Here is a 24,769-nt window from a genome sequence, read left to right as displayed (position 1 = left end):
GGCGAATACGAATAGTCCAGCGGCTATGAATGCCACAAGGAGAATGACTGAGATCATCAATTTCGTGGGGCGCATCAAATGCCTCCTTATCAAAATACAAGTTTTATTTCGCGGGTTTGGTCGCACGGGCGAGGGTTTTGACATTCACCTTGACGGTCTTGTAGTCGTTGGACCCTCTCACCTGATCGACGGCCTGGCTGAGCGTGACCGGGATCGCTTTCTTGCCCTCGATACGATCGATCAGGCTCGAATTCGGTCGAAGCTCGTACTCTTCCACGATGACCCGATATTCGTTGCCCACGCGCGTGATGTTGCTGACGTAGGCGTTGTAGAAGGAGTCTCCCTTCTTCACGTTGTGGGCGTGACGGTCCGGGCCGATGAAGATGGCGGCCTTGCTGCCGTCCTTGTTCTCGAGCACGCCGTTGAAGGTCACTTCGGAGAGCAGGAACGCGCGGAAGCCCTTGAAGTTCTTCCAGCGGACGTTCAGGGGCGGAATCACGGCGATGCGCTCCACCTTCTCCTTCATTTCCTTCTCTTTCGCCTTCACGATGGCATCCTGCATGGCTTCGATGGGGTCGAAGAACGGGTCGGGCTTCCCGGCCCCGACGAACGCCACGCTGCGATAGTCGTTGATCTGGACCTCGGTGGCCTCACCCGGGGCACCCGGGGCGCCCGGGGCGCCTGGGGCGGTCTTGACCGCACCCGGCGCGGCAGGGGCCCCGGCGACAGGGGTCCCGGCGGCAGGCGCTGCCGGAGCGGGCTGCCCGGGGGCGGCAGGCGTCGTCGCCATGGTCTGGCGGGCCTTCGCGATCACTTCCTGGATCTGGGAGTCCTCGTCCGGGTCCTTCACCATGGAGTAGGTCTTGGCCACGAACGACACCTTGATGGTGGGCAGCTGGGCCGTCTTCTTCCAGCCGGGAACGGTGGCCCGCTCCTTGATGTTCAGCCGCTTGAGGTCGAGGGACTCGATGTTCAGGATGCGGCTGTAACGGGACACGGCCTGGAACAGCTCGCCGAGTTTCGTGAAGGTCGCGCTGCACCGGAAGGCGATGGGAATTTCCTGAAGTTTCCGCTCGTTGACCGAGATGCCGGAAATGTCGAAACTGACATCGAACATGTCATATTTTTCCTGGGCATCCTTGTAAAACTCTTTCGCCAGCTGGTCAATTTCCGAACCATCGGGCAGGCAGCGGCTCTGGGCGCTCAACTGGTCGGCCAGGATCGCGATGTCCCGCATGTGCTCGTTTTCGGTCCGGAGAAAGCCCTGGCCTTCCTGCACCTTCTTGTCCAACTGCTCGCGCTCGGTGGTCAACGCGGCGATCTCATCATCGATCTTCTTGTAAATGAGGGTATTGGCAAGGAAGAAAAGGAGACCGACAATGGCCAGCCCGAGTATCAGTTTGACGAGAAGCGGCGTTTCGCTTGATTTTCCTTCAGTTTTAGCCATTTTTCGCCTCTTTCTTCAAAGTTTTTTTGCAGACCACCACGAAACGGTACCGCTTCATCTCGGGCATCTTCGGGTCGATCGACGGCACCGCCTGCGTCTCCGTCTTGAGCAGATCGACGGTGGTGAAGTACCGGCGGGCCTGGAGACCCTGGACGAAATCGGTGATGTAGGGCTGCTCGATGGCGCACCCCTCGAGGCGGACCGTTTCCGAATCCGCTTCCCGTTTCTGGTTCAGCGAATCGATCCAGAGGGAATCCTTCTTGTCGGGCATGCTCACGACGAGGGCGTTGAGCATCTCGACCGGGCCCTTCTGGCTTTCGCGCAGTTCCTTGATGAGGTTCTTCCGCTGGTCCAGTTCGCCCTTCAGCTTCTCCAGGTCCTTGATCTTCTTCTGGATCTCCTCGAGATTGATGCTGTTGGCTTCCGTCCTCAGCTTCTCCACAACCCCCCGCAGCTCTTCCTTGTCACGGTACTTCTTGTAGCCGTACCAGACGCCGAAAGCCACGGCGGCAATCAGGATGAGCACAATGATGAGCACACCCTGAATCGGCTTGTGCTCGACGGGAATTTTCGCGGTGGGTTGCTCAACCGTCCGCTCCCTGAGCAAGTTGATCTTGACCATTTAGTCCTCCATGCTTCTCATCGCCAGGCCGACGGCGATGGCGACTCTGGGAGATATTTCCTTGATGAATGCCGTGTCGAATTTCTGGGTGCTGCCCGACACCCTTCGGAAGGAGTCGAACACTTCGACGGGGATCTCGAACTTCTGCGACAGGTGTTCCTTGAGGCCCTTCGAGTTCGCCGACCCCCCGCTGAGGATCATGCGGTCGATCTTCTCGGTGGTGGTGGTGGCCTTGAAGAAATCGAGCGTTTTCTGGATTTCCAGCTCGATGATCTCCGAAACCTGGTCGATGATCCGGTTCGCCTCGTTCTCGTTGACGGGGATTTCACCCGTGCCCTTCTTGACGACCTCCGCATCTTCGAAGCTCAGGCCGAGGCCCTTCTGGAGGAAGTCGGTGTACTGGTTGCCGCCCACCGAGATATCCCGGGTGAAGAGGAGATCGGGCCCCTTGACGATGCAGAGGTTGGAAAGGCAGGCCCCGATGTTCAGCAGGGCGGTCACGGTGTGCCCCGACGGCTGGTAGTTGTGCCGGTAGGCGTTGAGGAGGGCGAAAGCGTCAATGTCCACCAACCCCGGTTTCTTGCCGGCCAGGTTGATGACGTTGACGTGATCGTCGATCTTCTCCTTCTTGACCGCCACCAGGAGGACCTCGATGGTCCCGGTGCCCGGGACGGGCTTCAAAATCTCGTAATCCAGCCTCACATCGTTGATGTCGAAGGGGATGTACTGCTCCGCCTCCCACATGATGGACTCGTTGAGCTCGTTGGTGCTCTGCTGGGGCAGGTTGATCTTCTTCACGATCACCGAGTGCCCGGAGATGGACGTGGAGACCGTGTTGTTCTTGATCCCCTGCATCTTGTAAATCCGGTTGATGGCGTTGGCCACCGCCAGCTTGTCCATGATGGCGCCGTCGACGATGGTGTCGGGCTGAAGGTTTTCAACGCCGAGGGAGGCCAGTTCGTACTCGCCTTTCCGGATGGGTTTCAAGGCGACAACCTTGACGGAAGTTGAACCAATGTCGAGACCTACCAATTGTTTCGATTTGAAAAACATATCGTCCCCTATCCCTCGCTTGTTTAAAGCAAATGGCGCAAAACTTGCAACATTGCCTCTTTAATAGCAGAAGATTCATCGCCTTGTCAAGATTATTTTTTTTCTTTCGGCACTTTTTCAACAAAAGCAAAGTTCCTTTCGTAATCGTCATCAGCGCGGAAGATGATGATATTTCCCTTGACTTGTCCCGCCGTTCTGATACTCTCAAACCTGCCCAGGAAAGGGACTTCGGTGTTCCCGGGGCAAGGCGGAACCGAAACGGCCGGCCCGGCCCCCGGGGGCCTCAGGACGGCGCCCAGTCTCAAATCAATCCTTCTATAAAGGTGAAACATGACCCAGACCGCACAAGCGATGCTCGAGAGATCCGGGGCCTTCCTGAGCGGGCACTTCCGTCTCTCCTCCGGCCTTCACAGCGGGAACTACCTCCAGTGCGCCAAGGCGTTCGAACTGCCGGAGTGCGCCGTCGCGCTCTCGGGACTCCTGATCGCCGAAGCCGCCGCCCGGCGGGTCGCCTTCGACGTCGTGATCTCCCCCGCGCTGGGAGGGGTCCTTTTCGGGTACGAAGTCGCACGCCAGGCCGGCGTCCGGAATCTTTTCACCGAACGGGACGCCGAAAACCGGATGTGCCTCCGGCGCGGTTTCCACGTCAACCCCGGCGAGCGTTTCCTCGTGCTCGAGGACGTCGTCACCACGGGCGGGTCGACCCGCGAGGTCATCGCGGTCGTGGAACAGGGGGGCGGGATCCTGGCCGGCGTCGGCTGCGTCGCGGACCGAAGCCGGGGCAAGGCGGACTTCGGCGTCCCCCTCCTGTCGCTGATCCAGCCCGAGTTCCCCACGTACCCGCCCGAGTCCTGCCCCCTGTGCGAGCGCGGCGTCCCCGTGGAGAAGCCGGGCAGCCGGAAGTGACCCGGGGCGGGCCCGACATGCCCGAACGGCGCAACCACCGCATCGACGTGGCCTACGTCGGGACCCGTTACCACGGCTGGCAGGTCCAGCCGGACCGGGTGACGGTGCAGAGCCTCCTGGAACAGGCCCTCTCCACCCTCTACCAGGAAAAGGTCGCCCTCGCCGGCGCGGGCCGGACCGACGCCGGGGTGCACGCCCGCCGGCAAACGGCGAACTACACGGCCCCCGGCATCATCCCGCCCCCCCGGGTGCCCGACGCCGTGAACGGGTTGATCCCCAGGGATGTCCGCGTTCTGGGCGCCCGGTTCGTGCAGCCCGGGTTCCACGCCCGCAAGTCGGCCCGGGGGAAGGTCTACCGGTACACCCTCTACACGGGTCGCGTGTGTCCCCCTTTCCGCGCCGACTTCGCCTGGCACTTCCGCCGCACCCTCGACCTCGACGCCATGGCCCAGGCGGGCGCACTGCTCGTGGGCCGTCACGACTTCACCTCGTTCTGCGCCCGCGTGGAAGGCGAGGCGGACCGGGTCCGGACCGTCACCTCCCTGCGGCTGACGCGGTCGGGGCCCCTCCTTTATCTATGGATCGAAGCGGACGGGTTTCTCCACCACATGGTCCGCAACATCGTCGGGACCCTGGTGGACGTCGGGTGCGGGAAACGGTCCGCCGGCGACACGACTACCGTCCTCGCGGCGCGGGACCGGAGAGCCGCCGGCCCGACCGCCCCGCCCCAGGGGCTGGAACTGGTCCGCGTCCGCTACTGACCCGCCCCCGGGAGGCGGAAGACCTCCGTCAGCGCCCCCGCGTCCAGGCCTGCGGCGTCTGCCGGCAGCAGGAAGGCGCAGTCCGCGTTCGACCACGCGAAGAGGTCCGCACTGCCCCTGTCGGAGACGGGTTGGACCTGCACGCGGTCCCCCTCCTGGCGGAGGCGTCCCGGCTTGAAGGACACCCGTCCCGGGTTGTGGGCGGCGGGAGCGGCGAGGCGGGCCCGGGTGAAGTCCGGCCCCGGACGGGACCAGCCGGCCATCGCCCGGAGCGCGGGGAGGACGAAGAGCGCGCACTGCAGGAAGGAGGAGACCGGGTTCCCGCTCAGCCCGAACAGGAGCCGGGCTCCCTTCCGGGCGAAGACCAGGGGCTTGCCCGGCTTGATCGCCACGGCCCGGAACAGGACGTCCCACCCGGCGGCCGCGACCGCTTCCCCCACGAGATCGTACTCTCCCACCGAGACCCCCCCGGTCAGCAGGAGCACGTCGGCGGCTTCCGAGGCCTCCACCGCCCGGCGGATCTCCCCGGGCTCGTCCCGCACGGCGCCGCCCCACGCCGGCGCGAACCCCGAGACCCGGAGAAGGCCGGTCAGCGTGTGACGGTTCGAATTGCGGATCTGGCCCCCCGTGATCGGCTGGGAGACGTCCACCAACTCGGAGCCGGTGTTGAGGAGCCGGATCGTCGGCGCCGGGACCACCGGCAGACGCGCAAAACCCAGGGTCGCCAGGGCCCCGAGGTGCGCAGGGCCGATGGGGACCCCCTTTTCGAGAACGGTTGCCCCCCTCGCACACTCGCAGCCCCGGCGAGCGACGTTCTTCCACGCCCGGACGGGCTCGAGGACCTCCACCCGCCCGCCGGGCAGTTCCCGGCAGACCTCCTTCATCTGGACGGCGTCCGCGCCGGGGGGAAGCGGGGCCCCCGTCATGATGCGGGCCGCGGCCCCCGGGTGGACGGTCACGGAAGAAAGGGTCCCGGCGGGGACCTCGTCGATCACCGCGAGGGTCACCGGGACCTCCCGGACATCGTCCGCCCGCACGGCGAACCCGTCCATCATGGCCCGGTCGAAGGGCGGGACCTCCTCGCCGGCCGTCACGTCCGTCGCGACCACCCGCCCGAGGGCCGCCCCGATCTCCGTCTCCACCGGGGCCGGCACCCGGCACGATCCCCGGACGATTCCGGTCGCTGCTTCGATGCTGATCATGTTTCCTCCCTGTCCCCGGTCGGGGTGAAAGGGGCATTATAAACCAAACCCGGAAATCGCGCACCTGGTGGCGCCAACGCCGGGGGCCGTCCCCCGGGGGCAGCCGGCGCGGCCTGGCCGTCGAATTCCGCTTGTGAACCCTTCCCGCTGTGGTACAATCCCCCAATCCCCGCCGCGGGCCGGCCAGGTCCCGGGAGAACGGCGACGGACGCGGGCAGGTCGAGGGACAACCGTCCCCGCAACCCCACCGCCGCCGGATCATCCTTCCTGCAGGCCCCGTCGGCACCGACGCCTTGCCGCGGAGAACAGAGCCGTCCATGTACAAAGGGAACAAGATCACCATCGTCATCCCCTGCCTGAACGAGGAGGAAGGGATCGCCCGGGTCCTCGAGCAGATCCCCGCCTTCATCGACGAGGTCGTCGTGGTGGACAACGACTCCACCGACCGCACCGCCGAGATCGCCGCCTCCATGGGGGCCACCGTGATCCACGAGAACATCCGGGGGTACGGGCGCGCCTACAAGACCGGCCTCGCAAACGCCAAGGGAGACATCATCGTCACCATGGACGGGGACCACTCCTACCCCCTGGACGCCGTGTCCTACCTCATCGAAGCCCTGCTCCGTTCGGGCGTCCGTTTCGTCTCGGGTTCCCGCTTCCCGATCCAGCAGAAGGGCGCCATGTCGTTCAAGCACCGCTTCGGGAACATCGTCCTGAGCACCTTCATGACCCTCCTGTACTTCCGCTGGATTCGCGACTCCCAGTCCGGCATGTGGATCTTCTACCGCGACGCCCTGGCAAAGATGAGCCTCAAGAGCGACCTGATGGCCTTCTCGGAGGAGATCAAGATCGAGGCCATCCGGCGGAGGGACATCGGTTTCAAGGAAATCCCCATCAGCTTCACCAACCGCAAGGGGGAGATCAAGCTGCAGCCCTGGCGGGACGGTTTCCGCAACCTGTTCTTCCTGCTCCGGAAGCGGTTCCGGCCCTGATGGGGAGCCCCCCCTGCCCCGTCTGCCGATCGACGCGAACCCGGTTCCGGCTCCGAAACCGGGATTTTCTCTTCCGCACGACCGACCGGTATCACGATCTCTTCCGCTGCGGGGACTGCGGGGCCGGCTTCCTCCACCCGCAACCCTCCGACGCCGAACTGCAAGCCGCCTACCCGTCCCCCTACTGGTGGGTCACCGAGCGGGCTTCCCGCTCCCTGTCCGCCCGACTGGAGACCCTCTACCGGGAAACCGTGCTCCGGCACCACGTCCGCGTGGCGCGCTCCGCCATGCCCACGCCCCCCGGCCCGCTCCTGGACGTCGGGTGCGGCAGCGGGACCTTTCTCCACGTGTTCCGCCGGCGGACCGGCATCGCGGGGGTCGGCCTCGAAACGTCCCCGGACGCCGCGCGCTGCGCCCGGGAGCGTTACGGCATCGACGTCCGCGCGGGGGAACTCCTGGAGACCGGCTACCCCGGGAACACCTTTTCCCTGATCACGATGTTCCACGTGCTCGAGCACCTGCGGGACCCCGTGGAGGGACTTTCACACCTGCGGCCCTGGCTGGCCCCCGGGGGCCGTCTCCTGCTGCAGGTCCCCAACCTCGACAGCCTCCAGTTCAGGCTTTTCGGGAAGCGCTGGACCGGCATCGACATCCCCCGGCACCTCACCGGTTTCACGCCCGCCGCCCTGGAGCGTTGCCTGCGTCGGGCCGGGATGCGGCTGGTCCGGCTGCGCCACTGGTCGTGGCGGGACGACCCCGCCGCCGCGGTCTCCTCCCTCTTCCCCGGGCTGGACCCGGTCGCCCTTCAGATTCGCCGCAACATTCGGTTTGCCTTGCCGAGGAAATTCCTTTATCTTGTGCTTGTCGCCGCCGCGACTCCGCCCGCCTTCCTGGAGGCCGCCTCGGGTAAGGGGGCCACGATGTTCGCCACGGCTGAAAAAGCAGACTGAGGAGAGGCCCGATGTCCGTAAGAAGAATTCACATGCTGCTGACCGGCGGGACCATCGAGAAAGTCTACGACGAGGTCCGCGGCGGCATCGACAATCTGGAGGGGCGCATCGATTTTTACTTCCCCCGGTTGCGTCTCCCGTACGTCCGGATCATCCCGCGCCGGGTCATGAACATCGACAGCCTGGGCATGACCGACGAACACCGGGCCGAGATCGTGGCCTACCTCCGGTCCATCCTCCCCGACGGCCTGCCGGTGGTCATCACCCACGGCACGGACACCATGGTGGAAACCGGGAAGTACATCCGGGCCCGGCTGCCCGAGGTCACCGTCCCCATCGTGCTGACGGGCGCCATGCTGCCGCTGGTGGTGGAAAACAGCGACGGGCTCCAGAACCTGGCGGAGAGCATCTTTGCCACCCGCTTCCTGGCCCCCGACGTCTACATCGTCTTCCACAACGAGTGCTACACCATGGACGACGTCCGGAAGAACCGGGAGAAGAAGACCTTCGAGAAGCCCTCGGAATGCGGCGGCGCCTGATCTCCCCCGGACGGGTCGAGGTCTGCCGCGACGCCTCAAAGCACGCACGGGAGGTTTTCCGCCATGTCCAAGCGCTGGGTCCCGACCCTCGACTGGCTGCTGGTCCTGGTTCCGGTCACCATCGGGGCGCACTTCCTGTACCCCCTCGAGCACACCCTGATCTTCTTCCTCGCGGCCCTCGCCATCATCCCCCTCGCCGGGTTGATGGGCAAGTCGACGGAGACCCTCGCCGACCACACGGGGGAGGCCGTGGGCGGTCTCCTCAACGCCACCTTCGGCAACGCGGCCGAGTTGATCATCGCCCTGGCGGCCCTCCAGAAGGGCCTTCACGACGTCGTGAAGGCTTCCATCACCGGGTCCATCATCGGGAACATCCTTCTGGTCCTGGGCGCCGCGTTCCTGGTGGGCGGGATCCGGCACAAGGAGCAGCGGTTCAACGCCGCCGGGGCCCGCAGCCAGGCCACCATGCTCACCCTCGCCGCCATCGCCCTGGTGCTGCCGGCGGCGTACCACCACCTCGGGGGGCGGGAGGCCCTCCTGCACGAGGGCGGCATGAGCCGGGAGATCTCCGTCATCCTTCTGGCCACGTACGGCCTGGGGCTCCTCTTCTCCCTGCGGACGCACAAGCACCTCTTCACCGGCCACTGTGAGAAGGCCCACCCCAGGGAACACACTTCCCAGTCGCGACGCGCCCTCCTCCGCTCCCTCGCGGTGCTCGCCGTCGCCACCATCCTGACGGCCTGGATCAGCGAGATCCTGGTGGGTTCCATCGAGCACGCGGCCCACGCCCTCGGCATGACCGGGGTGTTCGTCGGCGTCATCGTCGTGGCGGTGATCGGCAACGCCGCGGAACACAGCACGGCGGTCATCGCCGCACAGAAGGACCGCATGGACCTCAGCCTGACCATCGCCCAGGGAAGCTCCATCCAGATCGCCCTGTTCGTGGCCCCGCTCATCGTCGTCCTGAGCACCTTCGTCGGTCCCCGGACCATGGACCTCGTCTTTACCATCCCCGAGGTGCTCGCCGTGGTCGTGTCCGTCTACATCGTCGGCCAGGTCACCTCCGACGGGGAGTCCAACTGGCTGGAAGGCGTCCAACTCCTCTCCGTCTACGCGATCCTGGCCCTGGTCTTCTACTTCCTTCCCGCCCATTGAGGGCGGGAGCGGGGCTCCGGGCCCCGGATTCCACTGCGTTGGAGGTTGCCGTGAGCGAAATGGAAATCCTCGTGACCTTCCCTGGCGGGTGGCGGGTCGACGCCCGATTCGGGCCCCACACCATCGCCTCAGACCAGCCGGTCGATCGCGGCGGAGAGGACACCGCCCCCCCGCCCTTCGAGGCGTTCCTCGCATCCATCGGCAATTGCGCGGGAGGGTACGTCCTGGGATTCTGCCGGAAGCGCGGGATCCCCGCGGAGGACATCCAGATCGTCCAGAAGGTATCCCTCGACCCGGAGACGGGGATGGTGACCGACCTGGTCCTGGAGATCCAGGTCCCGGCGTCCTTCCCCGAACGTTACCACGGCGCTCTTGTCCGGGCGGTGGACCAGTGCAAGGTGAAGAAGCACCTGGAGAACCCCTTTCCCATGTCCGCGACGACCAGCGTGCGCCAGGGATGACCGTCCCGGGAAAAACCGCCTCCTTCCTGAACCGGATCGGCATCCTCCGGGAATTCCCCGTGGAAAAACTTGAAATCACCTCCCGCGATCAGGTATGATGAGGCGGAGAGCAGGTTTTCGCAAGCGAGCACCCGGGCATGTCACCAAAGGAAAAGAAAGTCTCCGATTACATCGAGTGGACCTCCATCTCCTACAGCCGGCTGCGTCCCCTGATCATCCTCGGGATCGCCGCCCTGCTGCTGGTGGGGGTGTATTTCGTCGCCAAGTACGGCTTCATCTCCGCCGGGAAGACCGTGGACACGGAAAAGCTGGCCCGGCAGGAGAAGCGCTCCGCCAAGTTCCAGAACCTTTACGGCGACGTCCGGGTGAAGCCGGCGGGGTCCGCCAACTGGCTCTCCGCCGAGCTGAAGATGCAGGTCTACCCCGGAGACATGGTGTCCACCAACTTCAACAGCTCCTGCCGGATCACCTTCTTCGACGGCACGGTGTACGACGTCAAGCCCAACTCCATGATCTACATCCAGGAGTCGCACGAGGACAGCGCGACGTCCCGCAAGTCCGTCAGCGTCGAGCTTTCCAAGGGCGGTGTCGATCTCTCCACCTCGGAGACCACGGAATCGAAGTCGAAACTGCAGACCAAGAACACCGTCGCCGACATGGGCCCGAACACGGTGGCCCAGGCGAACCTGAGCGGGGACAACGCGGAGACGCAGGTCAAGATCTTCCAGGGGCGTGCGCGCGTCGCCACCCGCGACGGGAAGCAGGTCCTGGACCTCTCGCGGGGCGAGCAGGCGTCCGTCAGGGGGGCGAAGATCGACAAGTTGCCGCTCCCCCCGAGCCCGCAACTGGTCGAGCCCCAGAACACGGAGATTCTCACCGCCACCCGCCCCGAGAAGTTCACGGTGCTGCTCCGCTGGAAATCCCCCGTCCCCAACCTCCGCTTCAAGGTCTTCGTGGCCACCGACCCCTTCTTCAATTCCTTCGTGCACTTCGAAGAAATCCCGGGCAAGGAGTACTGCCTGCTCAAGGGTCTCCCGTTCGGCACCTATTACTGGAAGGTCATCCCCGTCAACGCCGCGGGGCTCGAAGGCGGGTCCCAGGTCACAAGCTCCTTCAAGATCCGGCCCAAGGCCAGCGATGCCGACAGCAAGGTCCGGTTCGACATCCTGTCGGTGGACGTCTACGGCGCGACCATCCTCATCCGCGGGAGAACCGAGCCCTACTACCAGCTGCTGATCAACAACAAGCTGGTGATGGTGGACAGGGAAGGAAAGTTCAACCACTACGTCGAGGACTTCGACCCCGGCGCCGAGGCGGTCATCCTCCGCATTCAACTGAAGAACGAGTCGGGCATCCTCAAGGAATTTCTCCGGAAGATCCCGCTGAGATAGGTCAGGATGCACCCCCGGAAGCCTCCCCTCGATTTTTTCTACGTTTACGAGAGCACGCCGCCGGAACTCCCGGTCGGCCCCGCACCCTTTCACGCCCCGCACCTGATCGAGCGGGGGGACCTCTTCCTCCCCAGGCTCCCGTACCACCCCGAGTGCCGCCTCGCGCTCATCCCCTACCAAACCCCCGTGGACGGCCTGGGGGAGAGGGTCCGGCGGATTTTCCCCAACGCCCGGCTGGTGACCTATTCCACCGTGGCCTCCCGGGAGATCGAAGAGGCCTCCGCGCGCAACCACTTCTCACTGCACGTCTACCTCCCCCTCTCCGCCTCCCTGCTGGACTGCCTGTACCGGAACCTGGTCGGTCCGGGGCTGCGGCCGAAACCGGCCTGGCACGCCCCGTACGCCGTCATCGACGGGGGGCGCGACGGGCTTCGGAACCTGTCCCTCAAGGAAGACTACCACCGGGTTTGCCACGAGTTCGCCCACCTGGCCAAGTCGCTGCTCAACTGTGACCTTCTCTTCCTGTTCCTGGAAAACCGGAAGACCCGCCGGATGGAACTCGCCTACTCCGATCGCGACGGTGCGACCGCGGGGTTCGAGCCCACCCGGATCTTCCCCGGCCTGACCCTCGCGGAAGACCCCGATTGCGAGGCCACTTTCGTCCTGATCCCCGACATGTACCCCGAGCCCGGGGCCGATCCCGGCCGGATCTGCGCCGTCCAGCCAAGCCTCGCCTACGCCTTCCGTCACCGGTCCGGGGCCGGCTTCCTCGTGGCGGTCAACAAGACACCGACGAAGTGCCTTCGCACTCCCGAACCCGAGCAGATGCGGGCCGTCTGCCTCACCTTCATCCAGATCGACCGGAACGTGCGCGCGTGCGACGAAGCCCGGCGCCTCGCCATCGTCGACGACCTGACCAGCCTCTTCAACTTCCGGTTCCTCCGCCGGTACCTGGCCACCGAGATCCGCTGCTGCGCCGGCGAGGAGAAAAACCTGTCCATCCTGTTCATTGATATTGACAACTTCAAGCGCGTCAACGATACTTATGGGCACATCGCCGGAAGTGCAGTATTGTGCGAAATGGGAAACATTTTCCGAAGAACCGTGCGAAATGCCGACATGATCGCGCGGTACGGGGGGGACGAGTTCGTGATCGTCTTCCCCGGCCTGGTGCTGGAGGATGCCTTCGTCATCGGGGAGCGCCTCCGGCACATTGTCGAGAAAGCCGAGTTCCACGGGGATGCCGGCTTGAACATGCAGCTCACCATCAGCATCGGGGTCGCCGCATACCCGGCGAACGCCCGGTCGGCGGAGACGCTGCTCAAGCGGGCGGACGCCGCCATGTATGCCGCCAAAGAGGCCGGCAAGAACAAAATCGTGACAGCAGGGCAATAAGATGAAATTTCGATCGCTCTTCAGCTTCTTCTCCAACGATCTGGCCATAGACCTGGGCACCGCGAACACGGTCGTTTACGCCAAGAACAAGGGGATCGTCCTCAACGAGCCGTCCATCGTCGCCATCAACAAGCTGACCAACCGCGTCGAGGCGGTCGGGCGCGAGGCCAAGGAGATGCTGGGCCGCACGCCCGGGAACATCGTGGCCATCCGCCCCATGAAGGACGGGGTCATCGCCGACTTCGACACCACCGAGCAGATGCTCAAGTACTTCATCAAGAAAGCGCACAACCGCGAGCACCTGGTCAGCCCCCGCGTCGTGATCGGGGTCCCGTCGGAGATCACCCAGGTGGAGAAGCGGGCCGTTCGCGAGTCGGCTTTCCGCGCCAAGGTCAACGAGGTCTACCTGGTGGAGGAGCCCATGGCGGCAGCCATCGGGGCGGGCCTGCCCATCACCGAGCCTTCCGGCAGCATGATCGTCGACATCGGCGGCGGGACCACCGACATCGCCGTCATCAGCCTGAGCGGCATCGTCTACAGCCGGACCATCAAGGTGGCCGGCGACGAGATGGACGAGGCCATCATCCAGTACATCAAGCGCCGGCACAACCTGCTCATCGGCGAGCGGACCTCCGAGCAGATCAAGATGCAGGTGGGGTCCGCCTATCCTCTCGAAAAGCCGATCTCCATGACCATCAAGGGACGGAATCTCATCGACGGCATCCCCAAGAACCTGGAGATCACGGACGAGGAGATCCGGGAGGCGCTTTCCGACTGCACGGCCACCATCCTCAACGCCCTGCGGGTCGCCCTCGAGCGTACCCCGCCCGAACTCTCCGCCGACATCGTGGACCGGGGCATCATGCTCACGGGGGGAGGCGCACTCCTGAAGAACCTGGACCGGCGGATCATGGAGGAGACCAAGCTCCCCGTCTTCATCGCCGACAACCCCCTGTTCAGCGTGGCGTTGGGAACCGGCAAAATGCTCAGCGACTTCAACCTCCTGAAGAAAGTCGCCTCCCAGTGAGCCCGGCGGCCTCGGGCCCGCCACGTTTCCTCGGGGGCGGCGCACGGAGGCTTCGCCGGGAAAGCCCTCCAGCCGGCGCCCGCCCTTGCGCCGGAATGTGCGGCCTTTTCGCAGGGTGAAGGAGATTTCTTGCACCAGAGCGCCCACCCCCACGATGAAAAGCAAGGGGCGGCCATCAACTCCGTCATCGCCGCCGTCGCGTTGACGGGGACCAAGATCGCCGTCGGCCTCCTGACCGGCAGTCTCGGGATTTTAGCGGAAGCGGCCCACTCGGGCCTGGACCTGGTGGCGGCACTCATGACCTGGATGGCGGTGCGCATCTCCGACCGACCCGCCGACCAGACCCACCCTTACGGCCACGGCAAGGTGGAGAACCTCTCGGCCCTCTTCGAGACCGCCCTGCTCGTCGCCACCTGTGTCTGGATCATCTGGGAGGCCGTTCATCGGTTGGCGCACGCGTGGGAATTCAAGGTCGAGGTGACCGCCTGGTCCTTCATCGTCATCATTTTCTCGATCGTCATCGACGTGTCCCGGTCCCGCATGCTGTTCAGAGCGGCCCGGAAGTTCAATTCCCAGGCACTTGAAGCCGACGCGCTCCACTTCCAGACCGACATCTGGAGTTCCGCCGTGGTCCTGCTGGGCCTCGTGGGGGTCCTTGCCAGCCGAATCCCCGGGGCGGCCTTCCTGCTCCACGCCGACGCGGTCGCCGCCCTCGTGGTCGCCGCCATCGTGGTCTGGGTGAGTTTCCGGATGGGTTTTCGAACCGTCCAGGCCCTGCTGGACGCCGCGCCGGAGGGCATGACCCAGAAGATCAAGAACGCCGCCGAGTCCCTGCCGGGCGTGATGGACTGCCACAGGATCCGGGTCCGGTACTCCGGCCCCCGGCTTTTCGTCGACGCCCATTTCACCACCGACGGCGGCCAGACCCTGCGGGAGGCCCACGACCTGGCAAACCGCGTCGAACAGACGATCCAGGACATTGCCCCCGACGCCGATGTCACGGTCCACCCGGAGCCCCCGGAGGACCATCGGTCCCCTGAAACCCCGACAACGCCGGAAGCCCCCGACGAGCGTCCGTGATCTTGCGCACAGCTTTCCCGGCTTCGGCTTGACTCCGCACCCCGCATCCCCTACGCTGGGCCCGGCAAAGAGGCCCCCGGCCCATCGGCAGCGGATTAGCGCACCGCGACGGCGTCCGGGCGGGTCGCGGGGAACGGGAGAATTTGAACCCGCAGGCTTGAATTACCCTTGTTTTTTCCTTCCTCTTCCGCTAGAATGACGACGGATCGGGAAAGCAAATTCAGTGGGTGTTTTCAGCATTTTCCCCTGAGCCATGCCTCGAATCTCCTCCAGGAGACGGTATGGATTTTCTGAAGAAGGTTTTCAAATCACTCTGGGGCAAGAAAGAGCAGGCCCCTCCGGAGGCGGTGTCCCCGGAGCCGCCCGCGGTCGGTCCTTCCGCCCCCGCCCCCGCTCCCGCCGCTCCCGAGCGGGGCACCGTTATCCAGCGTCCCGTCGAAGTCCGCGTGGCCCCCGCCGAGAAGCGCGAGGAGGACAAGGCCCCCGTCCTGGTGGAAGTCTCCGAGAAACCGGACCATTCCGTCACGGTGGTCGTGGAGGCTTCCCCGGCGAAAACCCCCGCCGCGACGATTTCCGCCCCGGCCGAGGTCATCGCCGAGGATGAGCAGGCCGAGAAAGAGGCCGGCGTCATCCAGACCACCACCCTCTTCGAGGACGAGGAGTGGGACGATTTCGACTCCGCCTTCGATCGGGCCTTCGGCATGGCCCCGCCAAACCCGGTGGAGGAAGCGGCCATCCTCCTGACGGCCGGTCCGTCCACGGAAACCCAGCCCGCCGCCACGGTGTCGAACAGCGACTACATGGGCGTCCAGGACCTCTTCGCGGAGATCGCGGCCAACTACGCCCGCCCCATCAAGTCCTTCATCCACGAACTGATGCGCGGTCCCGTCATCATGGACTGGATCGACATCTGCCGGCCGGCGCTCGAGACGATCCGCAAAGCCGCGGAAAAGATGGAATTCGAAGTGGCCGCCAAGTGCATGAACGATTTCTCGGAGGCCCTCTCCCTCGCCGCCAACCGGGATGAACGCCTCATCTCCGAGGAGCACCGAGACCTGATCCTCGCCATCTTCGAGGAGATGGTCCGGGTGCTCCCGAAGACCTTCACGATCCGGGAGGAGGAGCACCTCCGGGAAGCCATCATCATCAACTCCCTCCTCAAGCAGATCCCCGAAGTCGGCCGGGTCACCATGGACAAGCTCTACGGCGTCGGGCTCACCAGCCTGGACGCCATGTTCAACGCCCGCGCCGAGGACCTGGCGGTAACGACGGCCATCCCCATGTGGCTGTGCGAGAAGATCTGCGTCAAGTTCAACCAGTTCAAGTTCGAGATCGACGATTCAACCGGCGAGGAGGCCCATGTCGCCCTCAACCGCCGGCTGGGGACGCTCCTCTCCGAGCTGAAGCGCCAGCACGAGGGGTACGAGAGAGCCGCCGAGATGGAGTGGACCCAGCCGGAATTCGCCCAGCAGAAGAAACAGTTCCGCCAGGGCCGCCAGGAGGCCGCCCTTCAGATCAACATCGTCCTGGCGGAGATGGAGGAGTTCGAACTGGTCGATTCGATCCAGAAAATGCCGTTCGACGAGCGGATCCGCGTCCTTCTGGAACTGCTCTCCAGCCGGGGAGCCGATGCCGAGGGCGAACCCAAGGAATAAGGCTGTCGTTATTTGATTTGACAAGACCATGAGCATTGCCGCACCGGTAACGGCGCCGGCAGAAAGGTGGGTAACCTATGGCTGATTTCACCCGGGAACAAGTGTTGCAGAAAGTCAGGAACGCCGAGTCCATGGAACGGGCCGACCTCCGCAAGATGGACCTCAGCAAGGCGCCCCTCGAAAGGGCCAACCTGAGGCGCGCGGACCTGGAGGGCGCCAACCTGGAGGATTCCATCCTCAAACTGGCGAACCTCTCGAACGCGAGCCTTCGGGAAGCCTACCTGGGCCGGGCGGACCTGGAAGGCGCCAACCTCCAGAAAGCCGACCTGGAAGAGGCAAAGCTCGACGGCGCCATCCTGGACGGTGCGGACCTGAGCCGCGCCAACCTCGAGGGCGCCGTGATGGAAGGCGCGAGGCTCAGGGGGGCACGCCTCAATTACGCCCAGCTCGAACTGGCGAGCATGGGCAAGGTGAACCTCGAGGAAGCGACGCTGACCGACGCCGACCTCAGCGAGGCCTACCTGGGCGGCGGAAAGCTCGCGAAGGCCAACCTCGAAGGGTGCCAGATCTTCAAGACGAACTTCGAGGAGGCAGACCTCTCGGAAGTCCGCCTCGACCAGGTGAAACTGGACGAGGTCTATGCCGAGGGGGCCCGTCTCGTCAAGGCCAGCCTCTTCCGGACCCACCTCAACAAGGTGAAACTGGGCAGGGCCGACCTGAGCGAGGCGGACCTCCGGGAAGCCCGGCTGGAAAACTGCCAACTCGAGGGCGCGACCCTGACGGGGGCCAAGCTCTTCGGCATCGACGCCCCGGGCGGCCAGCTGGTCCAGGCCGTTGCGGACTGGGTCGATGTGTCGAAGGACGGCGACGGTTCCAACCTTCTCGAAGGCCCCGCCCTGCAGGACTTCCTCAGGACGGGGAAACTGGCGGCCCCGCCTTCCGCCGCCGCCCCGCCGACGGACCAGGCCAAGCGGTTCTTCGGCAAGGGCGACGCCCTGAGCAACGCCACCATGGAGTTCGGCGAGAATTCCGTCGTCGAGATCGAGAGCAAGTTCGACAAGTGCATGATCACCTTGCACAAGGGCGCGCAGTTGACCGTCGGGCCCAACGGGATGCTCAAGGGCTGCCGCCTCCAGGGCGAGGGCGAGATCATCGTCCACGGCCACATCAAGGAAGAGGAGGTCGTCCCCACCATCATCGGCCCGAAACGGCTGATCGTCGGGGCCCAGGGGAGCCTCGAGGGTACGGTGCAGCAACCGGTCGAATACACCGAGTTCGGGTTCGAGAAGGGTTGCCACCTCCGGCTGAAAATCCAGAAACCCAAAAAAGACAAATAACTACAGGAAAGGAGATCACCGATGTCCCAGGATCTTCAAGGCAAGGATCAACCCGTAACCCCGGCGCCCGCACCGGCTCCGGCGCCCGCACCGGCCCCGGCGGTGAAAGTCGCCCCCGCCACGATGGTGGTCAAGCAGACCATCCTGGAGGACGGCACCGAGTTCGATGGCTCCATCAAGAGCAAGTGCCCGCTGGTCGTCAGCGGAAAAGTGAAGGGCGAGGTCACCGCCCCCTCCCTGACCGTCCTCGAGACCGGGGCCGTCCAGGGGCAGGTCAAGGTTTCCCAGCTCAGCTCCAAGGGGGAAATCGCCGGTCAGATCGAGGCGGACAGCGTCGAACTGTGCGGAACCGTCAGCGACCAGACCACCATCAAGGCGACCACGCTCGAAGTGAAGCTCAGCCAGCCCGGCAGCGGGAAACTCCAGGTCACCTTCGGCAACACCGAACTGCACGTCGGCGAGAAGCCGGCCAAGTGACGATTCTTACCGGCCGGCGCCCACCGCCGGCCGGGCCCTTCCCCGACCACCCCCCAGCCGGGCGGGTGGATGCCGGTGGAGGACTGTACGCATACCGGGCCCCGGGTTCGACCGGGGCCCGGCCCGTTTTCCCCTGGAAAAAATGAACGCGGCGTTGGACGCCGCGTTTTCCACCACCACGAACCACACCTTGGGAACCGGAAGGCATTCCCCGGAGCCGGCAAACGTTCCGCCCCCCCAGACACTTTCAGTCTAGCACCCGCGGAAACCATCGGTCAACCCGCCGGGTTCCGGATCTGTGACCGATCTCACGGGATTGCGGTTTGATCAGCGGGGGAGCCCCAGCAGGGCCATGGCTTTCTGCAGGTCCTCCCAGGCGGCTTTCTTTGCCCCGGGATTTTGCAGGAGGTAGGACGGGTGATAGGTGCACACCACGTCGGCGAAGCGCCAGCGCAGGACGCGTCCCCGCAGCGAGGCGACGGACGCCGTGGTGTCGAGAAGGTACTTCGCGGCCGTTCCCCCGAGGCACACGATCACCCGGGGCCTGAGGATTTCCGCCTGCCGGACCAGGAAAGCCCCGCAGACGGCCATTTCGTCCGGGAGCGGGGTCCGGTTCTCGGGCGGCCGGCACTTGACCACGTTGGCGATGTAAACCTGATCCCGGCGAAGGGTCATGGCGTGGATCATCCGGTCCAGCAACTGGCCCGCGTTCCCCACGAACGGGCGTCCCGTCCGGTCCTCGTTGGCGCCCGGGCCCTCCCCGACGAACAGGAGGTCCGCCATCAGGTTTCCTTCCCCGTAGACGATGTGGGTCCGCCCCCCGTGGAGGCGGCAGCGGGTGCAGTCCCCGATCTCGGCGCGCAGGGCGTCCATCATGGCCTGCCTCTCCGCCCGGCATGCCGCTTCGTCCGGCCCCGGTTCCGCCGGCGCCGCAGCGGCCGCGGGGGGGAGCGTTGCCGGGAGGGGCGCGGGGAGAGACTCCGGGGGAGGGGCGGGAAGATCCGGCACCGGGGCGGCTTTGACGGGGGAACCGGGCGGCGGGACGCCGGGGAGCCGGGTTGGCTCCCCGTTTTTCCGAAGCGCCGGGACGCGGAGGTACTCGACGCCCAGGTCACGGTAAGCCGCCAGGAGGTCGGAGAGCAGCGCCAGGGGCGTCCGCGGCGGGGGTGGGACCGGTGAGGTCATGTCAGCGCACCGTCTCCAGGTCGTTGAGGAAGCGGGGATCGTTGCGCCAGTCGGGCTCCACCTTCACGTTCAGGTGGAGATACACCCTGCAGCCGAGCATCTTCTCCATCTCGAGCCGGGCGGCCGTCCCGATGGCCTTCAGGCGGCTCCCCCGCGCCCCGATGACGATTCCCTTCTGCGAGTCGCGTTCCACCACGATGGAGGCATCGACGTGCAGCAGGCCGTTTTCCCGGCGCCCGGAGTCGTCGAAGAGGTCGATGACCACCGCCGTCGTGAACGGCATCTCGTCGCGGACGTTGGCCAAGAGTTTCTCCCGGACCAGTTCCATGGTCATGAACCGGTCGGACACGTCCGTCACGAAGCCCTCTTCGTAGAAAAGGTCCCCTTCGGGGAGTCCCTGGAAGATCTCGGCCAGCAGAGGCTCCGCGCCGTCTCCCGAGAGGGCGCAGACGGGGACGTACGAGGCGTAGGCGTGCTTCTGACGGTAGAAGTCGATGATGGCCAGGAGTTTGCCCTTCCCCACCAGGTCGATCTTGTTCAGGGCCAGGATGGCGGGCTTGCCGGAACCGGCCACCAGGTCCATCACGAACTGTTCGCCGTGCCCGAAGGACTGGCCGGCGTCGATGACGTGCAACAGGAGGTCGGCGGTCTGCAGGGCGTCGTGGATGTACTGCACCATTCGGCGGTTCAGCTCGTGCCCCGGCTTGTGAACGCCCGGGGTGTCGAAGAAGACCGCCTGCCCGCGGGCTTCCGTCAGGACACCCAGGATGCGCCGGCGGGTGGTCTGGGGCTTGTCCGAGACGATGGACACCTTGCGCTTGAGCAGGGAGTTCAGCAGGGTGGATTTCCCCACGTTGGTCCGCCCCACGACGGCCACGTAGCCGCAGCGCAACCGGCTCGGGGCTGGTTTAGGGTTCTTTCCTCGCAACATGACCTCCCGTCGACACGCCGGTCGCCGTCGGGCGACCGGGGGGTGCCGATCCTACCCGCGCCTTCAGAGGGGGCGGGTGTCCTCCATTCTGGCGTTGTGGTGGGCGTAGATTCTCCACGCCTCGTCGAGGATGGCCCCGGCGACGCGGTCCTTGTCCGTCGGCTCGAGCACCCGCTCGGTCCCGTCCGGGTGCACGAGGGTGACCGCCGACGGGACCGCACCGAAGCCCGACCCGGGCCCCACCCGGTTGGCCACCATCAGGTCGGCCCCCTTGGCCGAGAGCTTCCGCCGGGCCTCCGCCACCTCGTCGGCGGTCTCCGCGGCGAAACCGACGAGGACCTGGCCGCCGCGGCGCAGGGCGCAGGTGTGGGCCAGGATGTCCCGCGTCCGCACCAACTGCAGGCCCAGGGACCCCTCGGTCTTTTTGATCTTTTCCGGGCAGGGGCTCTCGGGCGTGTAGTCGGCCACCGCGGCCGCGAACACGCCGATGTCGAACTCGTTGCGGAGGTTCTCCACGGCTTCCGCCATATCGGCGGCGCTGCGCACGGAAACGAGATCGCACTCGAAATCCGGCTCGTGGGTGGTCGGCCCCGCGACCAGGATCACCCGGGCGCCCCGTCGGGCGGCGATCCGGGCCAGTGCGAAGCCCATGGTCCCCGTGGAGCGGTTGGTGATGAAACGGATGGGGTCGAGATCCTCGGCGGTGGGCCCCGCGGTGATCATCACGGTCTTCCCGGCCAGGGTCCCGGGCGTGGCGGCGGCAAAGACGGCCTCGGCGATGCGTCCCGGGTCCGCCAGTCGCCCTTCGCCTTCCTCGCCGCAGGCCAACTGCCCGCGGGAAGGGTCCACGACCCTCACCCCCCGGGACCGGAGGATCCCCACGTTCTCCCGCGTGGCCGGGTGGGCCCACATGGCGAAATTCATCGCGGGGGCCACCACCACCGGCTTGAGGGTGGCGAGGTAGAGGGTGGAGAGGAAGTCGTCGGCGATGCCCCGGGCGAACTTGGCCAGGATGTTGGCGGTCGCGGGGGCCACGCAGAGCACGTCGGCCTTCCGGGCCAGGGAGACGTGCTCCACCTCCCAGGACAGGTCGCGCTGGAAGGGGTCGGCCAGGAGCGGCTGCCCGGAGATCGTCTCGAAGGTGAGGCGGGTGACGAACTCCAGGGCGTGGGGCGTGGCGACGACCTGAACCTCGCACCCCCGCTTCCGCAGGGTGCGGATCAGCTCGACCGCCTTGTAGGCCGCGATGCAGCCCGTCACACCCAGACCGACGAACAAGGCGTCCCCCTACTCCTCGAGGTTCATGGCCTCGAGGGCCTGGGCGTCGATGGTCTTTTCCGTCAGCATGAATTCCACTTTCTGGTCCATGAGTTCGTCCACGGCCCGGTAGGTAGGCTTGACATGGCCCGTCTTCACCATGGGGACACAACCCCGCTGAAGCTGCTTGGCCCGCTCGGCGGCCAGCAGGACGAACAGGTACTTGCTGGGGACGTTTTCCGGAAGTTTAAACATGGATATCCTCTTCGAAAGTATTCAAAATCTCGCGAATCAGGGGCTCGTTCTCCGGGACGCGGCACCGGGCCGCCCCGATGACGGCTTTCGCGGCCTGGACGGAACTCTCGAGTTCCCCGTTGATGATCACGTGGTGGAACTCGTTGTAGAGCCGGATCTCCTTTCGCGCCGTCTCGAGCCGTTTGCGGATCTCGGCCGGCGCGTCCAGGTTCCGCCGGGCGATCCGGTCCTGGAGTTCGTCGAAGGAGGGCGGCAGGAGGAAGATCAGGACGGCCCGGGGCACCGACCGCTTGATCTGGAGTGCCCCCTGGACCTCGATGTCCAGAAGGACGTCAACCCCCTCGGCCAGGCGGCTGTCCACGAAGGCCCGGGAGGTACCGTACAGGTACTTCCCGAAGACCTCGGCCCACTCGTAGAACGCGTGGTCCTCCACCATCCGGGCAAACTCGTCCCGGTCGACGTAGAAGTAGTCCCTGCCGTGGGACTCGCCCGTGCGGGCCGGCCGGGTCGTGTGGGAGACGGAGAATTCGATCCCGTCCATCTCCGCGAGGATCCGCCGGATGATGGTGGTCTTGCCGGTGCCCGAGGGGGCCGTGACGACGATGAGGTTGCCGCTCCGCTTCATGAGGCGTCCGCTCCTCCGAATCGCTTAATATAACGCAACCGGGCGATGAAGTAAAGCCTCGAGGATTGACGAATCGCCGCGGATCGGTTATCCTTTTTCAACGGGCCGCATCCAAAGGAAAGGCGCGCGAGGAGGACCCGACGATGCTCATGACCATTCGAAAATACGGCGACCCCGTTCTCCGTCGGAAAGCGGAGGCGGTGACCGTTTTCGACGCGGGGCTGGCCAAACTGGCCGACGACATGGCCGAAACCATGTACGCCGCCCCCGGCATCGGGCTGGCGGCCCCCCAGGTGGGAGTCGGCAAGCGGCTCATCACCGTGGACGTCACCCACGACAACGCGCCCGACCACCTCCACACGCTGGTCAACCCCCACGTCCTGGAGGCGTCCCTCGAGACGGACCGCCAGGACGAGGGCTGCCTGAGCGTGCCCGACTTCTTCGAGCCGGTGGTGCGCCCCCTGAGGATCAGGGTGGCGTTTCACGACCTCCAGGGAAACGAGCGCGCGATGGACGCCGAGGGGTTGCTCGCCCGGTGCATCCTCCACGAGATCGACCACCTGGAGGGCGTCCTCTTCGTGGACCGCCTGGCGGGTTTCCGGCGGAAGCTCGTCCAGGGGCGGCTGAAACGTTCCTTCGGCGCCCTTTCCCCGCTCGAAGCGACCGTTTAGGCCCTTTTTTTCCAAAGCGCGAACTCATCGGGGTCGGTATCGGTATCGCAGTCGCAGTCGGAAGGTCGATAGGCTGAAGGCTGTCAGGCTGAAGACCGTAAGGTTTCCCCTGGGGGTCGGAATCGGCATCGGGGTTGCAATCGCATTCGAAAATACAAGAGGGGACCCTCGCCTTATTCGGCATCCCAAGGAAATGAGCAGTCGGTTCCGAGAGCGACAGCGACTCCGACTGCGATACCGATTCCGATACCGATACCGGTGAGGGGAAGCATACCCGTTCGCGTGGTTCGTGTGGTTCGTGGTTATCTTTCTGGAGGGGTCATGAAATCGTACCGGATCGTCTTCATGGGCACGCCCGAGTTCGCCGTGCCGGCCTTCGAGGCCCTGTGCGACGCCGGCCACGCGGTGGTCGCCGCCGTCACCCAGCCGGACCGGCCCGCCGGCCGGGGGCTCCAGCCGACGCCCCCCGCCGTCAAGACCGCCGCCCTCCGGCGCGGGGTCCCCGTGCAGCAGCCGGCGACGCTCCGGCACCCCGAAGCCGTGGAGGCGATCCGGGCCCTGGAACCCGACTTCCTGGTGGTGGCCGCCTACGGCGAGATCCTCTCCCGGGCGGTCCTCGCCATCCCCGCCGTCGCGCCGCTGAACGTGCACGCCTCGCTCCTGCCAAGACTCCGGGGCGCCTCGCCCATCCACCACGCCATCCTCGCCGGCGACCCCGAGACCGGCATCACCATCATGCGGATCGCCCGGAAGCTCGACGCCGGCGACATCCTCCTCCAGGCCCGGGAGCCCATTGGGCCCCGGGACACCGCCGGCACCCTCCACGACCGGCTCGCCCGGATCGGGGCGGCGTGCATCGTGCAAGCCCTGGAACGCTTCGAGCGCGGCGAGGCCGCCTTCACCCCCCAGGACGACGCGCTCTCCACTTACGCCCCCCAGCTCACCCGGGAGATGGGGCGACTCGACTGGTCCCGAACCGCCGATGAACTCGACCGGTTCGTCCGCGGGCTGAACCCCTGGCCGGCCGCCTTCACCCTGTTCCGGGGCGAAACGGTCAAGGTCTGGGAGGCCGCCCCCCTCGGCGGGCCCGGTGCAACCCCACCCCCCGGCCTCCCCGACGGCCCCGCCTCGCCCGGCGAACTCCTGCCCCGGGGGGACCACCTCCTGGTCGTCTGCGCCGAGGGGACCTGCCTGGAAATCCTCCGCCTCCAGCTGCCCGGACGCCGCGCCGTCACCGGCGCCGAGTTCGCCCGCGGCGCCCGGGTGGCCCCCGGCGAGCGCTTCGGGGGCTGACCCGGCCGCCAAGGACGTAAGGGTCAAAAAGACAAAAGGACCCAAAGGACTTAAAGGACCCAAAGGACTTAAAGAGCCCAAAGGACAGAGAAAGGCGGCGGC

General features: G+C 65.7%; 25 protein-coding genes. 16 read left to right on the top strand and 9 right to left on the bottom strand.

Going from position 1 to position 24,769, the window contains the following annotated elements:
• Positions 1 to 103: 103 nt before the first annotated feature.
• From pilO to pilM, 3 genes are read right to left on the bottom strand one after another with little or no spacing between them, the layout of a single operon-like run.
• Positions 104 to 1,447 (bottom strand): type 4a pilus biogenesis protein PilO, encoded by a 1,344-nt coding sequence (gene pilO, locus KA419_14655; GenBank protein MBP7867175.1) that lies wholly within the window; start codon positions 1,445 to 1,447, stop codon positions 104 to 106.
• Positions 1,440 to 2,069, bottom strand: a complete 630-nt coding sequence (locus KA419_14650; protein MBP7867174.1) for a PilN domain-containing protein — start codon at positions 2,067 to 2,069, stop codon at positions 1,440 to 1,442. Before KA419_14650 ends, pilO begins: the two co-directional genes overlap by 8 nt.
• Complete coding sequence (gene pilM, locus KA419_14645) at positions 2,070 to 3,122, bottom strand: type IV pilus assembly protein PilM (GenBank protein MBP7867173.1); 1,053 nt, start codon at positions 3,120 to 3,122, stop codon at positions 2,070 to 2,072. It lies immediately after the preceding gene.
• Between the two features lie 330 nt (positions 3,123 to 3,452).
• On the opposite strand from pilM, the gene pyrE reads away from it, so the two are divergent.
• The gene (gene pyrE / locus KA419_14640; GenBank protein ID MBP7867172.1) at positions 3,453 to 4,028 is read left to right on the top strand and encodes an orotate phosphoribosyltransferase; all 576 of its coding nucleotides are present in this window, start codon (positions 3,453 to 3,455) and stop codon (positions 4,026 to 4,028) included.
• A 17-nt stretch (positions 4,029 to 4,045) separates the two neighbouring features.
• Positions 4,046 to 4,789 (top strand): tRNA pseudouridine(38-40) synthase TruA, encoded by a 744-nt coding sequence (truA, locus tag KA419_14635; protein ID MBP7867171.1) that lies wholly within the window; start codon positions 4,046 to 4,048, stop codon positions 4,787 to 4,789.
• On the opposite strand, the gene KA419_14630 is transcribed toward truA, so the two are convergent.
• Positions 4,783 to 5,991: a molybdopterin molybdotransferase MoeA gene (locus tag KA419_14630; GenBank protein ID MBP7867170.1), complete on the bottom strand. Its 1,209-nt coding sequence runs from the start codon at positions 5,989 to 5,991 to the stop codon at positions 4,783 to 4,785. The two genes, truA and KA419_14630, sit on opposite strands and share 7 nt — an antisense overlap.
• A 317-nt stretch (positions 5,992 to 6,308) precedes the next feature.
• On the opposite strand from KA419_14630, the gene KA419_14625 reads away from it, so the two are divergent.
• The 12 genes from KA419_14625 (at position 6,309) to KA419_14570 (ending at position 18,450) form a co-directional block, all read left to right on the top strand.
• Positions 6,309 to 6,983 (top strand): glycosyltransferase family 2 protein, encoded by a 675-nt coding sequence (locus KA419_14625; protein MBP7867169.1) that lies wholly within the window; start codon positions 6,309 to 6,311, stop codon positions 6,981 to 6,983.
• Positions 6,983 to 7,933, top strand: coding sequence for a class I SAM-dependent methyltransferase (locus KA419_14620; protein ID MBP7867168.1), 951 nt, complete (start codon positions 6,983 to 6,985; stop codon positions 7,931 to 7,933). The genes KA419_14625 and KA419_14620 overlap by 1 nt, the downstream gene beginning before the upstream one ends.
• 11 nt (positions 7,934 to 7,944) lie before the next feature.
• On the top strand, positions 7,945 to 8,472 hold the full coding sequence (locus KA419_14615; GenBank protein ID MBP7867167.1) for an asparaginase: 528 nt from the start codon (positions 7,945 to 7,947) through the stop codon (positions 8,470 to 8,472).
• A gap of 63 nt (positions 8,473 to 8,535) precedes the next feature.
• Positions 8,536 to 9,627, top strand: a complete 1,092-nt coding sequence (cax, locus tag KA419_14610) for a calcium/proton exchanger (GenBank protein MBP7867166.1) — start codon at positions 8,536 to 8,538, stop codon at positions 9,625 to 9,627.
• A gap of 59 nt (positions 9,628 to 9,686) precedes the next feature.
• The gene (locus tag KA419_14605; protein MBP7867165.1) at positions 9,687 to 10,088 is read left to right on the top strand and encodes an OsmC family protein; all 402 of its coding nucleotides are present in this window, start codon (positions 9,687 to 9,689) and stop codon (positions 10,086 to 10,088) included.
• Positions 10,089 to 10,225: 137 nt separating this feature from the next.
• Positions 10,226 to 11,479, top strand: coding sequence for a FecR domain-containing protein (locus KA419_14600; GenBank protein MBP7867164.1), 1,254 nt, complete (start codon positions 10,226 to 10,228; stop codon positions 11,477 to 11,479).
• Between the two features lie 6 nt (positions 11,480 to 11,485).
• Positions 11,486 to 12,874 carry a GGDEF domain-containing protein gene (locus tag KA419_14595; GenBank protein ID MBP7867163.1) on the top strand — a complete coding sequence of 463 codons (1,389 nt, stop codon included), beginning with the start codon at positions 11,486 to 11,488 and terminating at the stop codon, positions 12,872 to 12,874.
• A 1-nt stretch (position 12,875) separates the two neighbouring features.
• Entirely contained in the window at positions 12,876 to 13,901 is a 1,026-nt protein-coding gene (locus tag KA419_14590) for a rod shape-determining protein (protein MBP7867162.1), read from the top strand.
• A gap of 129 nt (positions 13,902 to 14,030) precedes the next feature.
• Positions 14,031 to 14,981 carry a cation transporter gene (locus KA419_14585; protein ID MBP7867161.1) on the top strand — a complete coding sequence of 317 codons (951 nt, stop codon included), beginning with the start codon at positions 14,031 to 14,033 and terminating at the stop codon, positions 14,979 to 14,981.
• Between the two features lie 281 nt (positions 14,982 to 15,262).
• Complete coding sequence (locus KA419_14580) at positions 15,263 to 16,636, top strand: hypothetical protein (GenBank protein ID MBP7867160.1); 1,374 nt, start codon at positions 15,263 to 15,265, stop codon at positions 16,634 to 16,636.
• Positions 16,637 to 16,713: 77 nt separating this feature from the next.
• On the top strand, positions 16,714 to 17,973 hold the full coding sequence (locus KA419_14575; protein ID MBP7867159.1) for a pentapeptide repeat-containing protein: 1,260 nt from the start codon (positions 16,714 to 16,716) through the stop codon (positions 17,971 to 17,973).
• Between the two features lie 21 nt (positions 17,974 to 17,994).
• A complete protein-coding gene (locus tag KA419_14570; GenBank protein MBP7867158.1) occupies positions 17,995 to 18,450 on the top strand; it encodes a polymer-forming cytoskeletal protein in 456 nt (151 codons plus the stop codon).
• Between the two features lie 327 nt (positions 18,451 to 18,777).
• Here the strand turns inward: KA419_14570 and KA419_14565 are convergent, their stop codons facing one another.
• The 5 genes from KA419_14565 to gmk all read right to left on the bottom strand — a co-directional run bounded on the left by KA419_14565 (position 18,778) and on the right by gmk (position 22,703).
• Positions 18,778 to 19,635 carry a uracil-DNA glycosylase gene (locus tag KA419_14565; GenBank protein MBP7867157.1) on the bottom strand — a complete coding sequence of 286 codons (858 nt, stop codon included), beginning with the start codon at positions 19,633 to 19,635 and terminating at the stop codon, positions 18,778 to 18,780.
• Between the two features lies 1 nt (position 19,636).
• Complete coding sequence (gene era, locus KA419_14560; GenBank protein ID MBP7867156.1) at positions 19,637 to 20,566, bottom strand: GTPase Era; 930 nt, start codon at positions 20,564 to 20,566, stop codon at positions 19,637 to 19,639.
• A 63-nt stretch (positions 20,567 to 20,629) separates the two neighbouring features.
• Positions 20,630 to 21,844, bottom strand: coding sequence for a bifunctional phosphopantothenoylcysteine decarboxylase/phosphopantothenate--cysteine ligase CoaBC (coaBC, locus tag KA419_14555; protein ID MBP7867155.1), 1,215 nt, complete (start codon positions 21,842 to 21,844; stop codon positions 20,630 to 20,632).
• Between the two features lie 9 nt (positions 21,845 to 21,853).
• Complete coding sequence (gene rpoZ / locus KA419_14550; protein ID MBP7867154.1) at positions 21,854 to 22,078, bottom strand: DNA-directed RNA polymerase subunit omega; 225 nt, start codon at positions 22,076 to 22,078, stop codon at positions 21,854 to 21,856.
• Complete coding sequence (gene gmk, locus KA419_14545) at positions 22,071 to 22,703, bottom strand: guanylate kinase (GenBank protein MBP7867153.1); 633 nt, start codon at positions 22,701 to 22,703, stop codon at positions 22,071 to 22,073. The genes rpoZ and gmk overlap by 8 nt, the downstream gene beginning before the upstream one ends.
• A gap of 143 nt (positions 22,704 to 22,846) precedes the next feature.
• On the opposite strand from gmk, the gene def reads away from it, so the two are divergent.
• Together def and fmt are read left to right on the top strand one after the other, a co-directional pair.
• Positions 22,847 to 23,374: a peptide deformylase gene (def, locus tag KA419_14540; GenBank protein MBP7867152.1), complete on the top strand. Its 528-nt coding sequence runs from the start codon at positions 22,847 to 22,849 to the stop codon at positions 23,372 to 23,374.
• 321 nt (positions 23,375 to 23,695) lie between these two features.
• On the top strand, positions 23,696 to 24,667 hold the full coding sequence (fmt, locus tag KA419_14535) for a methionyl-tRNA formyltransferase (GenBank protein MBP7867151.1): 972 nt from the start codon (positions 23,696 to 23,698) through the stop codon (positions 24,665 to 24,667).
• The last annotated feature ends 102 nt before the right edge of the window (positions 24,668 to 24,769 follow it).

The organism is Acidobacteriota bacterium (assembly GCA_018001935.1).
Taxonomy (GTDB): Bacteria; Acidobacteriota; JAAYUB01; order JAAYUB01; family JAAYUB01; genus JAGNHB01.
Note: the sequence above shows the minus strand (reverse complement) of the source record. Positions and strands in the feature narration are given on the sequence as shown.